The sequence below is a fragment of the Sorangium sp. So ce1504 genome (assembly GCF_051521635.1).
Taxonomy (GTDB): Bacteria; Myxococcota_A; Polyangia; order Polyangiales; family Polyangiaceae; genus Sorangium; species Sorangium cellulosum_B.
Genome location: NZ_CP150365.1, coordinates 6,211,841 through 6,224,144 on the forward strand (window position 1 = coordinate 6,211,841; position 12,304 = coordinate 6,224,144).

11 protein-coding genes are annotated in these 12,304 nt (G+C 71.0%); 3 read left to right on the forward strand and 8 right to left on the reverse strand.

Features of this window, described 5'->3' with window-relative positions; translation table 11 throughout:
• Nucleotides 1–169: 169 nt before the first annotated feature.
• The 7 genes from WMF39_RS23225 to nuoE are packed head-to-tail and all read right to left on the reverse strand — an operon-like array spanning nucleotide 170 to nucleotide 9,032.
• Nucleotides 170–1,696: an NADH-quinone oxidoreductase subunit N gene (locus tag WMF39_RS23225; RefSeq protein ID WP_437747644.1), complete on the reverse strand. Its 1,527-nt coding sequence runs from the start codon at nucleotides 1,694–1,696 to the stop codon at nucleotides 170–172.
• Nucleotides 1,693–3,684 carry a complex I subunit 4 family protein gene (locus tag WMF39_RS23230; protein WP_437747645.1) on the reverse strand — a complete coding sequence of 664 codons (1,992 nt, stop codon included), beginning with the start codon at nucleotides 3,682–3,684 and terminating at the stop codon, nucleotides 1,693–1,695. Before WMF39_RS23230 ends, WMF39_RS23225 begins: the two co-directional genes overlap by 4 nt.
• On the reverse strand, nucleotides 3,681–6,245 hold the full coding sequence (gene nuoL / locus WMF39_RS23235) for an NADH-quinone oxidoreductase subunit L (RefSeq protein ID WP_437747646.1): 2,565 nt from the start codon (nucleotides 6,243–6,245) through the stop codon (nucleotides 3,681–3,683). Before nuoL ends, WMF39_RS23230 begins: the two co-directional genes overlap by 4 nt.
• A 1-nt stretch (nucleotide 6,246) precedes the next feature.
• Nucleotides 6,247–6,558 (reverse strand): NADH-quinone oxidoreductase subunit NuoK, encoded by a 312-nt coding sequence (nuoK, locus tag WMF39_RS23240; RefSeq protein ID WP_272093012.1) that lies wholly within the window; start codon nucleotides 6,556–6,558, stop codon nucleotides 6,247–6,249.
• Entirely contained in the window at nucleotides 6,555–7,196 is a 642-nt protein-coding gene (locus WMF39_RS23245; RefSeq protein ID WP_437747647.1) for an NADH-quinone oxidoreductase subunit J family protein, read from the reverse strand. The genes nuoK and WMF39_RS23245 overlap by 4 nt, the downstream gene beginning before the upstream one ends.
• Nucleotides 7,193–8,545 carry an NADH-quinone oxidoreductase subunit NuoF gene (gene nuoF / locus WMF39_RS23250; RefSeq protein ID WP_437747648.1) on the reverse strand — a complete coding sequence of 451 codons (1,353 nt, stop codon included), beginning with the start codon at nucleotides 8,543–8,545 and terminating at the stop codon, nucleotides 7,193–7,195. Before nuoF ends, WMF39_RS23245 begins: the two co-directional genes overlap by 4 nt.
• Nucleotides 8,546–8,549: 4 nt before the next feature.
• A complete protein-coding gene (gene nuoE, locus WMF39_RS23255) occupies nucleotides 8,550–9,032 on the reverse strand; it encodes an NADH-quinone oxidoreductase subunit NuoE (protein ID WP_044965469.1) in 483 nt (160 codons plus the stop codon).
• 348 nt (nucleotides 9,033–9,380) lie between these two features.
• On the opposite strand from nuoE, the gene WMF39_RS23260 reads away from it, so the two are divergent.
• The 3 genes from WMF39_RS23260 to WMF39_RS23270 all read left to right on the forward strand — a co-directional run bounded on the left by WMF39_RS23260 (nucleotide 9,381) and on the right by WMF39_RS23270 (nucleotide 11,589).
• Nucleotides 9,381–9,536 (forward strand): hypothetical protein, encoded by a 156-nt coding sequence (locus WMF39_RS23260; RefSeq protein WP_437747649.1) that lies wholly within the window; start codon nucleotides 9,381–9,383, stop codon nucleotides 9,534–9,536.
• 133 nt (nucleotides 9,537–9,669) lie between these two features.
• Nucleotides 9,670–11,112 (forward strand): zinc ribbon domain-containing protein, encoded by a 1,443-nt coding sequence (locus WMF39_RS23265; protein ID WP_437747650.1) that lies wholly within the window; start codon nucleotides 9,670–9,672, stop codon nucleotides 11,110–11,112.
• A gap of 93 nt (nucleotides 11,113–11,205) precedes the next feature.
• Nucleotides 11,206–11,589: a DUF2752 domain-containing protein gene (locus WMF39_RS23270; protein ID WP_437747651.1), complete on the forward strand. Its 384-nt coding sequence runs from the start codon at nucleotides 11,206–11,208 to the stop codon at nucleotides 11,587–11,589.
• On the opposite strand, the gene WMF39_RS23275 is transcribed toward WMF39_RS23270, so the two are convergent.
• Nucleotides 11,586–12,152: a hemerythrin domain-containing protein gene (locus WMF39_RS23275; protein ID WP_437747652.1), complete on the reverse strand. Its 567-nt coding sequence runs from the start codon at nucleotides 12,150–12,152 to the stop codon at nucleotides 11,586–11,588. The two genes, WMF39_RS23270 and WMF39_RS23275, sit on opposite strands and share 4 nt — an antisense overlap.
• Nucleotides 12,153–12,304: the final 152 nt, after the last annotated feature.

Consider the following 12,304-nt stretch of genomic DNA (forward strand, 5'->3'; position numbering starts at 1 on the left):
ATACGAGTTGGCGGCGCTCTTCCAGGCCAGCACCCGCGTTGCCGAGCGGGGGTTCACCCGCACAGGAGACGGGCCCAGATCGGCGTTTTCGGCGCGCAGGCGTACTCCGGTACGCCGAGCACCGAAAACGTCGAGGTGGGCCCGTATCCGAAGCGGGTGGACCCCCGCTCTAGCGTGACGCCAGGACCGCGCGGACGGCGATCCCGAGCGAGGTCGTCGGCCAGATGCCGAGGACCATCACGAGCACCGCGGACACCACCAGGGCCGCGTTGACGTAGCCCGAGCGCATCGGCCGCGCGATCGGAGCGCCGGGGGCCGGCTCGCGCATGTACATGTACACGAGCACCCGCAGGTAATAGTAGGCCGACAGCACGCTGTTGAGGAGCAGCGCCACCGACAGCGTGTACAGCTCCGCGCCCATCGCCGCCTTGACGATGTAGAGCTTGCCGAAGAAGCCCGCGGTCGGCGGCACGCCGGCCAGCGACAGCAGGAAGAGCGAGAACGCGAGCGCCGCCACCGGGTGCCGCTTGCCGATGCCGGAGAGGTCCTCGTAGCTCACCGCCTCGGCCCCACGGCTGCCGCAGAGGATGAGCGTCCCGAAGGCGCCGACCGTCGAGACCGTGTAGGCGAGCAGGTAGAACATCACGCTCGCCTGCGCGTCCTCGCTCGCCCGCACCGTCGCCGCCACACCCACGAGCAGGTACCCGGCGTGCGCGATGCTCGAGTACGCGAGCATCCGCTTCACCGACTCCTGCCGGCCCGCGATCAGGTTCGCGACCGTCATCGTGAGCAGCGCCATCACCGCCACGGCCGGCGGCCAGCCCGCGGCCCACGACGAGAGCGCCGGGCTACCGAACGCCCCGAGCAGCACCCGCAGGAGCGTCGCGAACGCCGCGCCCTTCACCGCGACCGCCATGAACGTCGTGGCCGGCGTCGGGGCGCCCTCGTACGCGTCCGGCGTCCACATGTGGAACGGCACCGCGCTCACCTTGAACGCGAGCCCGACGAGCACCAGCGTCGCCCCGATGAGCAGCAGCGCCGGGTTCGGCGCCGCCGCCCCCTTCGCGCCCGCGATGACCTCGCCGATCCCCGCGAGGTCGGTGTGCCCCGTCGCCCCGTAGATCAGCGCGCCGCCGTACAGCAGCAGCGCCGCCGCGAACGAGCCGAGCAGGAAGTACTTGATCGCCGCCTCGGTGCTCCGCGGCGACGTCCGGCGGAAGCCGGTCAGCGCGTACGCGCCGAGCGACATCGTCTCCAGGCCGAGGAAGAGCGTCAGCAGATCCCCCGCGCCGGCGAGGATGATCGCCCCGACCGTCGAGAAGGTCAGCAGCGGATAGAACTCCCCGCGGTCGAGCCGGTGCTCCGGGAGGTACCCCCCGGCGAGCAGCGCCGCCAGCGCGCCGCCCAGGCAGAGCACGAAGGAGAAGAACAGCGTGAACCGGTCCATGACCAGGTACGGGGCGAGCGAGTCGAACCCCTCCAGCGTCTCGGGGCCGACGAACCCGACCGCGCCCGAGAACACCGCCCCGGCGAGGAGCGTGATCGCCGTCCCGAGCGCCATGTCGGACGAGGGGCCGGAGCGGCGATCGTGCGACTCCTCGCGGCGGTGCGAGAACGCCTCCGCGAGCATCAGCAGCGCGCCGCCGAGGGAGACGACGATGAGCGGCGATACCGCGATGTACGGTCCGAGGATCATCGCGCCGCCTCCCCCGCCCGCGCCGCGAGCGCGCCGCCCGCCGCCCGATCGCGCCGAGCCTGCTCGTCGTCACCCGCCCCCGCCGCGCCCGCACCGGATCCCAGCGAGGGCGCCCCCTTCAGGAAGGCGGGGGAGAACGTGTCCTCGGGCAGGAGCTTCGCGTTCCGTTCGTCCGCGAAGAGGATCGCCTGCCCGGAGACGACCTTGAACTGGTTGTAAGTAGACAGGACCGACTCCTTCATCCGATCGAGGAAGATCGCAGGGAACAGGCCGATCACGAAGATCATGAGGATCAGGGGCGCGAGCGCGAGGCCCTCGCGGGGCGTCACGTCGGGCAGGTGCTTGTTCTTCGGGTTCGTGAGCGGCCCGAAGAACATCTTCTGCACCACGCTCAGCATGTAGACGGCGGCGAGGATGACGCCCGCCGCGGCGCCGATCGTGTGGATCCCGCTGAACGTCCCGAGGCGCTCGGAGGCGTAGGTCCCCATGATGATCATGAACTCGCCGATGAACCCGTTCGTGCCGGGCACGCCGACGGAGGCGAACGTCACGATCAGGAAGAGCGTCGCGTAGACCGGCATCACCTTCGCCAGGCCGCCGAACTCCGAGACCTCCCGGGTGTGCCGGCGGTCGTAGATCACGCCGACGAGGAGGAAGAGCGCGCCGGTGGAGACGCCGTGGTTCACCATCTGGATCACCGCGCCCTGGATCCCGCTCGGCGTGACGCCGAAGAGCCCGAGCATCACGTAGCCCAGGTGGGCGACCGACGAGTACGCCACGAGGCGCTTCACGTCGGACTGCTTCCAGGCGACGAGCGCGCCGTAGATCACCCCGCCGAGGATCGCGATGCCCGCCAGGTTGGCCGCGAGGCTGGAGGCCGGGCCGGGGAAGAGGCCCATCGAGAAGCGCAGGTACGCGTAGGTCCCGATCTTCAGCATCACCGCGGCCAGGATCACCGAGCCGCCGGTCGGCGCCTGCACGTGGGCGTCCGGCAGCCACGTGTGCACCGGCCACATCGGCACCTTGATGAAGAACGCGATCGAGAACGCCCAGAAGCAGAGCATCTGCGCGCCCCGGGGCAGCACGACGCGCGACAGCGCGAGGTAGTCGAACGTGTAGGCGCCCGTGAGCTTCTGGTTCGCCCACACGAGGTACACGATGCCCGCGAGCATCAGCATCGAGCCCGCCATCGTGTAGACGAAGAGCTTGATCGCCGCCTTGATCTTCTCGACGCCGCCCCAGATGCCGATCATCACGAACATCGGCACCAGCATCAGCTCCCAGAAGACGAAGAACAGGAACAGGTCGAGCGCGACGAACGCGCCGAGCATCGCCCCCTGAAGGAACAGGAGGCAGAAGCAGAGCTCCTTGATCCGGCTCTTGATCGAGCCGAACGACGCGTACGCCGCGATGGGCGCGATGAACGTCGTCAGCAGGACGAGCCAGAGGCTGATGCCGTCGATGGCGACGTGCCACCGGATGCCCAGCGACGGGATCCACTCCTTGATCGACTGGAAGTGCCAGCCCACGGTCATCGGCACGGTGAGCAGCCACAGCGAGGCGAGGAAGCCCGCGCCGAGCACGGCCAGCGTGACGCCCCGGAGCAGCGAGAGCAGCTGCCGCGGCACGAACAGCACCGCGGCGGCGCCCACGAAGGGCAGCCCGATGAGCACGTTGAGCAGCGACGGCCACTCGTCTGTCGCTCCCGCCGCCTCCGCCGCGGCGCCGGACGGCCAGAGCCACTGCACGAAGAGCACCGTGAGCGCCGCGATGAGCCCGAGGCCGGCCCGCTGCCACGGGGTGTACCCCGGGGCGGCGTGGGCCTCGCCGTGCTCGTCGCCGTGGTGGTCGTCGCCGTGGCCGCCGTGATGATCGTCGCCGGCGTGGGCGCCGTCGGCGCCCTGCGCGTCGCCCGGCGGGAGGATCGCTCCCACGACGCCGGCGGCGAGCGCCGGCCAGTACTGCGTTACGAGGTCGAGCGCGCTCATTGCAGGCCTCTCGGCTGGATCAGGTCATGGATCTGCTCCACCGGGGTTGCCCCCGGGGGCAGCGCGGGCACGTCCGAGCCCAGCATGGTGGTCGGGCCCGCGGGGGTCTTGCGGCTCGCCGGCCTGGAGAACGAGAAGGTCTCGGTCGCCTCGCGGTCGAACGCGTTGCGCACGCGGAGGACGACGTCCTTGGTCTCGCCGGGCTCGAGCTTCACCGTGACGTCGGCCGCCTCGGAGAAGTCGCGCGCCGGCAGGCCGGGCGCCTCCCAGCGGTACCGGTAGCCGAGCCCCGGCGCGGCCGAGAGCCTCACCTCGCCGGACCGGCGCAGCTCCGCGTCATCGACGTTCGCGTCCGCGTGCGGCTTGACAAGGAACCAGCCGACGCCGGCGAGGCCGACGACCATCGACGCGGCGTAGACCTGCACGCGGCCCGTCTGGAGCGCGCGCAGCACCGTGCCGAAGAACCCGACCAGCGCGGCCGAGAGCTTCGCGATGATGCCGTCGATGATCCACTTGTCGGCCATCGTGAAGATGTCGGCGATCGCGTCGACCATGCCCACCACCGTGGCGTTGTAGAGCTCGTCGATCCGCCACTTGTCGTAGATGAGCCGGTAGAGCCCCGGGAAGCTCTCGGCGAAGCGCCGCTCGGGCTCGCCGCGCTTGTTCCAGTACACGAGCATCGCCAGGCCGATGCCGGTGAAGCAGGCCGCGACGCCGGGCAGCATCATCGGGAAGAGCAGCCCCTCCACCCCCTCGCGCGCCTTCACCGCCCGCTCCGTCAGCGAGAAGACCGGCTCGAGCAGGTGCGCGAGCGGCGCGAACGCGTGGTTGTGGGTGAGGTGCACGAGCGGCTCCGCCATGAGGAAGCCGGCGAAGACCGACAGCGCCCCGAGCACGATCAGCGGGATCGTCATCGGCAGCGGCGACTCGTGCGGCTCCGGGCCCTCGAGCTTCTCGCCGTGCGCGTGCCCGTGGTGATCGTCGTGGTGGCCGTGCGGGTGCGGGTCCTTCCAGCCGCGCACGATCGTCCAGCCGCGGAACTCGCCGTGGAACGTCTGGAAGTACGCGCGGAACATGTAGAACGCGGTCATCGTCGCGGCCAGGATCCCGACGCAGTAGATCGCCGGGCCGAGCCACTCGGGCCACTGCCACACCGGCTGCCCGCGCGTCGAGACGGACTCGATCCGGCCGGAGAAGGCGCGCCACAGGATCTCGTCCTTCGACCAGAACCCGGCGAACCCGGGGAAGCCCGCGATCGAGAGGCACGCGAGGAGGAAGGTCCAGCGCGTCAGCGGCATGTAGTTCTTGAGGCCGCCCATGTTGCGCATGTCCTGGGACTGGTCGGTGTCGTGGATGCGGGCGTGCATCGCGTGGATCACCGAGCCGGCCCCGAGGAAGAGGCAGGCCTTGAAGAAGGCGTGCGTGAGCACGTGGAAGAAGCCGGCGGCGAACGCGCCGACGCCCACGCCGATGAACATGAACCCGAGCTGGCTCACCGTGGAGTAGGCGAGCACCTTCTTCAGGTCGTTCTGGAAGAGCCCGATCGAGGCCGCGAACAGCGCCGTGGCCACGCCGGTCACCGCGACGACGGCCATCGCGAACGGCGACAGCACGAACACCGCCGAGAGCCGGGCCACGAGGTAGACGCCCGCGGTCACCATCGTCGCGGCGTGGATCAGGGCGGAGACCGGCGTCGGGCCGGCCATCGCGTCGGGCAGCCAGACATAGAGCGGGATCTGCGCGCTCTTGCCGGCGCAGCCGAGGAACAGCGCGAGCGCGGCCAGCGTCCCCGCGTACACGAGCACCGGCTGCGACGGGATGAGGAAGCTCAGGAAGCCGGGCACGGTGTCGGCCGACATGTTGCCGATCGGCCAGATCTTCACCGCGGCGAGCAGGTTGCCCGCGTTCGCCGCGATGCCGTCGAAGTTCAGCGTGCCCGTGTAGTAGGCGAGCATCGCCATCGCCACGAGGAGGCCGAAGTCGCCGATGCGGTTCACGACGAACGCCTTCTTGCCGGCGCTCGCGTTCTTGTCGTCCTTGAACCAGAACCCGATCAGCAGGTAGCTGCACATGCCGACGCCCTCCCATCCCACGAAGAGGACGGCGAGGTTGTCGCCCATGATCAGCACGAGCATCGAGAAGATGAACAGGTTCAGGTACGCGAAGAACCGGTAGTACCCCGGGTCCTCGCGCATGTACGCGGACGAGTAGAGGTGGATGAGGAAGCCGACGCCGGTGACGACGAGGATCATCGTCCCGCTCAGGCCGTCGACGCTGAAGGCGGCGTCGATCGGGATCGACTGGCCCATCCGGCCGGTGATCGAGAACCAGCGCCAGGCCGTCCAGGTGAGCTTGCCGCCCTCGTGCGGCAGCATCAGGAACGTCGTGACGGCCGCCAGGAAGGCGCCGCCGAGCGCGGCGAGCGCCATCAGCCGGACCGCGTCCTTGCCGAGGCGCTTGCCGAAGAGGCCGTTCACGAACGCGCCGAGCGCGGGCAGGCCGAGGATGACCGCGAGCAGCGCGAACTCGGACGCGGGGAATAAGACTCTCAGGGCTTCCACGCTAACTCCTCAGGAGATCGGCGTCGTCCGAGCGCATCGTCTTCCGGATGCGGTAGAACGCGAGCACGATCGCGAGACCGACTGCGGCTTCCGCCGCCGCGATGGCGATGACGAAGAAGGTGAAGATCTGCCCGGCGTGATCGTGCGGGTGCACCCGGTTGTACGCGACGAGCGTGAGGTTCACGGCGTTGAGCATCAGCTCGATGCTCATCAGGAGGACCAGGAGGTTCCTGCGCAGCAGGAAGCCGATCGACCCGATCACGAACAGCACCGCCGCGACGACGAGGTAGTACTCGATGGGGACGGAGATCATGAGTGCGGCTCCTTCGCCGACAGGGTGGCGTGCCCCGCGAGGGCGCCAGGCTGCGCGGCCCCCTGATCGCCCGGCTCCGGCGACGCGGTGTCCGGGCCTCCGCCGGCGGGCAGCAGCGTCGGGTCGACCTGCTTGCCGCGGGCGACCGCGACGGCGCCGATGACGGCGACGAGGAGCAGCGCGCCCGAGAGCTCGAACGGCACGATCCCCTTCGTGAAGAGCTCGTGCCCGAGCGCCTCGATGGTCCCGAGCGACTCGGGGGCGGCCGGGACGGCCACGACCCCGGGCTTCGACGCGCTCGCGACCAGGGCGAGCGCGCCGATGCTGCTCGCCCCGAGGACGCCGGCGCCCACGTAGCGCGGCACCGCGGTGCGGGCGTCGCGCGGCGACGTCGCCGACGGGCCGAGGAGCATGATCACGAAGAGGAAGAGGATGACGATCGCGCCCGCGTACACGAGGATCTGGATCGCGGCGAGGAACTCCGCCGAGAGCATCAGGTAGAGCCCCGCGATGCCGACGATCGACGTGAGCAGGCCCATCGCGCCGCGGATCGGGTTCCTGGCCGCGACCGTGGCCAGGCCGCCGAGCAGGACGAGCAGCGACGCCAGCCCGAAGAAGGCGAACTCGAAGATTTTCACGGCGTAAGCACCCCTGTCGACGAGCGGCCCTTGGTCTGGATGTACGCCTCGAACTCCTTGCGGAACTTCCGGAGGAAGCCGAGCGCGGGCATCGCCGTGCCCTCGCCGAAGGCGCAGATGGTGTTGCCCATGATGTTGTCGGCGATCTCGTGCAGCCGATCGAGCTCCTCGATCGTCCCCTCGCCGTGCACGATGCGATCGAGGATCCGGTGGATCCAGGCGCTGCCCTCGCGGCACGGCGTGCACTGGCCGCACGACTCGTGGCGGTAGAAGCGCATCAGGTTGTGCATCGCGAGGACGGGGCACGCCTTGTCGCTGAGCACGATGGCGCAGCAGGTCCCGAGCATCGTCCCGAGCGCGCGGAACGTGTCCACGCCGAGCGGCACGTCGAGCACGCTCTGGCCGTGCCACGGGTGGAGCGGCGACTTGTCGCTCGGCGCGTTGACGACCTCGTCGGCGCGCAGGATCGGGCACGACGAGCCGCCCGGGATGACCGCGAGGAGCTTCCCGTGCTTCACGCCGCCGCCGTACTCGTAGATGAGGTCGCGGAGCGTGACCCCGACGGCCGCCTCGAAGATCCCGGGGTTGTTCACGTGGCCGCTCACGCCGAAGAGCCGGCAGCCGCCGTCCTTCAGGTGGTGCAGCGAGGAGAGCTTCGAGAAGTTCTCCCCCCCGAGCTCGAGCGCCGTGGGCACGGCCGCGATCGTCTCCAGGTTGTTCACGGTCGTCGGCATCCCGAACGCGCCGAACTGGGCGGGGAACGGCGGCTTGAGCCGCGGCTCGCCGCGCTTGCCCTCGAGCGAGTTGAGGAGCGACGTCTCCTCGCCGCAGATGTACGCGCCGGCGCCGGTGTGGACGTAGACCTCGACGGGGTAGTCGATCCCGAACGGGCGCTTGCCGAGGTAGCCCTTCGCGCGCGCCTCCTCGATCGCCCCCCAGAGCCGCGCCTTCGAGAGGTGCAGCTCGTCGCGCACGTAGATGTACGCGGCGTGGGCGCCGATCCCGAAGCACCCGATGATGCACCCCTCGACGACGGCGTGAGGGTTCTTCTCCATCAGGGTGCGGTCCTTGAAGGTGCCGGGCTCGCCCTCGTCCGCGTTGATGACGAGGTAGTGCGGCCGCTCGGGCTTCGGGGGCCACGGCATGAAGCTCCACTTCACGCCCATCGCGAAGCCGGCGCCGCCGCGGCCGCGGATGTTCGCCGCCTTCATCTCCTCGACGAGCGCCTCGCGCGTCATCCCGAGGGCGCGCTTCGCCTGCTGGTAGCCGCCGCCCTTCTCGTAGACGGACAGCTTGTGGCCGTCGGGCGTGTCGTAGTTCTTGGTCAGATAGCGCGTCAGCCGGAGCATCTCGTCACCTCGTCAACCGATCGAGGATCGCGTCCACCTTCTCGAGCGTGAGGCCCTCGTGGTAGTCGCGATCGACCTGCATCATCGGGGCGGTGCCGCACGAGGCGAGGCACTCTGCGGTGCGCAGCGTGATCTTCCCGTCCTTCGTGGTCTCGCCGGCGTGGATCCCGAGCCGCTTCTCGCAGTGGTGGAGCACCTGGTCCGCGCCGTTCAGCGCGCAGCTCAGCGTCCGGCAGACCCAGACCTGATGCTTGCCGACGGGCTCCTTGTTGAAGAGCGTGTAGAAGGTCGCGACCCCCTGGACGTGCGCCGCCGAGAGGCCGAGCTGCTCGGCGACCCAGCGGAGCACCCGCTCGGAGACCCACCCCTCCTGTTCCTGGCAGAGGTGGAGCACGGGGATGCACGCGGCCTGGCGGTTCGGGTAGCGCGCGAGGATCTTCTCGAACTCGGTTCGCCGCTCGGCGGTCAGAGCAAATTGTTCGGTCATGTCGGCTGTTGGCACGGTCCGCTGGCTCCCTGGGCGCGCCGCGCTCGCGGCGTGCCCGCTTCCACATGCAGTCGGGACCCCGCAACGCGGGTCCCTTTCAACGAGGGTCCGCCCGGCAGACCGGGCGCTACCTCGTGCGCCTCCATCTGGAGGCGCGTGCCGGAGGCGGACAGCCCCGCGCACCGGCGGCCGGGCATTCGGTTGTCCGTCGTACGGAGCCGTCCCGAGGCGCGGGCACGCTAGTGAGCGACGGTGGTCACTGTCAAGGCGCGCCGGGGGGAAACATAAAGCGGACCACACAAAGCCTGCCGCTGCCCAGAAACCGGACGGCTCCCCCTCGAGGTGGCCGTGCCCGCGCACGTGCTCGTCGTCGTGCTCGTCGCCGTGGTCGTGGTCGTGGTCGTGGTCGTGGTCGTACCCGCGGCCCCCCCGCCTGGACCCGCCCCCCGCCTGGAGCACGTGGCCACGCGGTACTCCCTGGGTTTTCTGACGAAGACCGCGTAGCCTGCCGAGAAGTCCGCAGCGTTCTTCGTCTTTCACTTGAGAACCGGAACGCGCTTCAACTACCCTCGGCGCCCATTACGACGCGCAGGGGCGCGGACATCCGTAACAGCGAATCCCCCGCCGGAGGTGGTGCGTGTTCTGTCCGAATTGTGGGACGCAAAACTCGGAAACGGCGTCCACGTGCACGAAGTGCGGCTACAACCTGAAGAGCGCAGCCGCGCCGAAGTTCAAGGGCACCATGCTGATGAGTCAGCCGTCCTCCGGGGCGGGCGCGGCGGGTCCGCGCGCGCCGGGGGCGCCTCCGCCTCCGGCGCCTCCTGCCGGAGCGCCGCCGGGCATGGCCGCGATCCCGAGCCCGCCGCAGGGCCTCGCCGGCACGGTGGTCGGCGTCCCGCCGGCGGGGCTCGGCGCTTCGGCGGGGCCTCCCCCTGCCCCGCCGCCTCCCGGGATGGGCTACGGCTCGCCGTCCCCCGGCGGACAGCAGCCGTCTGGCCCGGCCTTCGGCGGCGCGGCCGCGAGCCCGTCGGGCGGCTATGCGCCGTTCGGCCAGCAGCCCCAGGGCGTGAACCCGCTCGGCGGCACCATGGCGATCGACCAGCTGCCCGGGTACGGCGCCCCGGGCCAGCCGCCCGGCGGCATGGGCGGGGCCGCGGGCGCGCCGCCCGGCGCGTTTCCTCCGCCCGGCGGCTACGGCCAGCCCCCTCAGGGAGGCTACGGCCAGCCCCCTCAGGGAGGCTACGGCCAGCCCCCTCAGGGAGGCTACGGCCAGCCCCCTCAGGGCGGTCCGGGCGGGAATCCTTTCGGACCGCCCCCGGGCCAGGACCCGATGGGCGGCCTCGGCGGCGCGCCTCCCGGCTACGGGCAGCCGCCCGGCTACGGGCAGCCGCCCGGCTACGGGCAGCCGCCTGGCGGCGCGCCTCCCGGCTACGGGCAGCCTCCGCAGCACGGCGCCAGCGGGTATGGGCCGCCTCCGGGCCAGGACCCGATGGGCGGCGGCTACGGCAGCCCCCCGGGCGGCAGCTACGGCAGCCCTCCGGGCGGCGGCTACGGCGGCTCGCCGGCTGGCGGCTATGGCAGCCCTCCGGGCGGCGGCTACGGCGGCTCGCCCGGCGGCAGCTACGGCAGCCCTCCGGGCGTGAGCGATCCCGGCTACGGCGGGTCGCCCGGCGGCGCTCAGATGTCGGCGCCCGGCCAGTTCGGCCAGGCGGCCAGCAACCTGGGCGTGTACGGCGGCGGCGGCTCGATGGCCCCGGGCGCGAAGGGTGAGATCCGCAATCCGGTCACGGTGTGTGTGATCGGGATGGTCTGCTTCCTCTACGCCCTCTGGCAGATGTGGGCGATGCTGAACGAGCTCCAGCAGGCGACGAAGGACCCCGAGTTCAAGCCCTGGTACCTCTTCATCCCGTTCCTCAACTACTACTTCCTCTGGGTGAAGGTGCCGGAGCAAGTGACCCGGGCCAAGCAGATGGCCGGCTCGCGCAACCAGCAGGCTGAGGGCATCGTGCTCTACGTCTTCCTCCCGCTCTACGCCCTCGCGAAGGACCTCAACGAGGTCTGGGACCCGAACGCGGCCTGACCCGCGCCGCGGTCCTCCGCCGTGTCGCCGTCCAGCTCGACCGAAGCCCGTTCCCCCGCTCCGTCGGCCCTGTCCCGATGGAGCGCGGCGCACGTGCGCGGCCGCGCTGCGCGCCTGGGCACGGTGGCGGCGGTGCTCGGGCTCCTCGTCGCGTGCGGCGCCCCGCTCTGCCCGTTCGCGATCGTCACCCGCCACCCCTGCCCCGGCTGCGGGCTCACGCGCGCGACGCTCGCCCTCGCGCAGGGCCACCTGGCCGACGCGCTGCGCCTCCACCCTCTCTCCCCGGTCATGGCGCCGCTCGTGATCGCCGCGCTCGCGTACAACGCGGCGATCTACGTGAAGGACGGCCGCATCGCGGCCGCCGAGGGGATGCAGGGCGCGTGGGTCACGCGGCTCGGCATCGCGCTGGCGGTCCTGATGCTCGCCGTCTGGATCGCGCGCTTCTTCGGGGCCTTCAGCGGCCCCGTCCCGGTTTAGCAGCCCCGGACGCGGAGCGCTTCGCCCCGGCGCCGTGAGACGGGGCGCAGGGAGCGCACGGCGTGGGCACCGCGCCGGGGCCAGCCGCGCTGCGAGCGCGCGAGCGGGGCGCCCGCGGGCACGCCGACGCGCAGCAGCACCTCGTAAGCGCGCTCCAGATCGCTGCCGATCACGTCGAGCTGCTCGTCCGTCAGGCCCCGCTTCGCCTTGGGGAACAGGATGTCCTCCTCCTCGTCGGCGTGGTGGGCGAAAATGTCCCGCAGGAGCCGGAGGCGCGCCTCGAAGCGCACATCGGTCACGCGCGTGCGCAGCAGGTTGTCCGCCGCGAAGCGCGCGAGGCCGTGCTTCTCGTACGCGTCGTGGAGCGGCTTCCTGTCGCCGGCCATCCGCTCGGCACACACCGGGTAGAGGTACGTCTCCTCGATGCGTACGTGCGCGTCGATCATCCGGGAGAGCTGCGCGACCATCGCCGTCCGGAGGCCCGGGCTGGGCTCGGCGGCGATGCGCGCTATCAGGGCGCTAACTTCGAGATGCTGCTGCTCCAAGAGATCGAGTGCGTCCATGGGGTTCCCCTCGCGTGAAGCTCACCGCCCCGCGCCGCCGCGCTTGAGCAGCGCGTGCACAGCCCCGGATCGCGGTGCCGGGCGGCGCGGTGCAGGCGGCACCGTCGTGGCAAGGAGCGGGCCGGCGCCGGGGCGCGCGGAGCGCTGCCTTG

Bases quoted from the DNA above. Each gene is read 5' to 3' on its own strand.
- WMF39_RS23225 (WP_437747644.1), bottom strand. From the start codon at position 1,696: ATGATCCTCGGACCGTACATCGCGGTATCGCCGCTCATCGTCGTCTCC.
- WMF39_RS23230 (WP_437747645.1), bottom strand. From the start codon at position 3,684: ATGAGCGCGCTCGACCTCGTAACGCAGTACTGGCCGGCGCTCGCCGCC.
- nuoK (WP_272093012.1), bottom strand. From the start codon at position 6,558: ATGATCTCCGTCCCCATCGAGTACTACCTCGTCGTCGCGGCGGTGCTG.
- nuoF (WP_437747648.1), bottom strand. From the start codon at position 8,545: ATGCTCCGGCTGACGCGCTATCTGACCAAGAACTACGACACGCCCGAC.
- nuoE (WP_044965469.1), bottom strand. From the start codon at position 9,032: ATGACCGAACAATTTGCTCTGACCGCCGAGCGGCGAACCGAGTTCGAG.
- WMF39_RS23275 (WP_437747652.1), bottom strand. From the start codon at position 12,152: ATGGACGCACTCGATCTCTTGGAGCAGCAGCATCTCGAAGTTAGCGCC.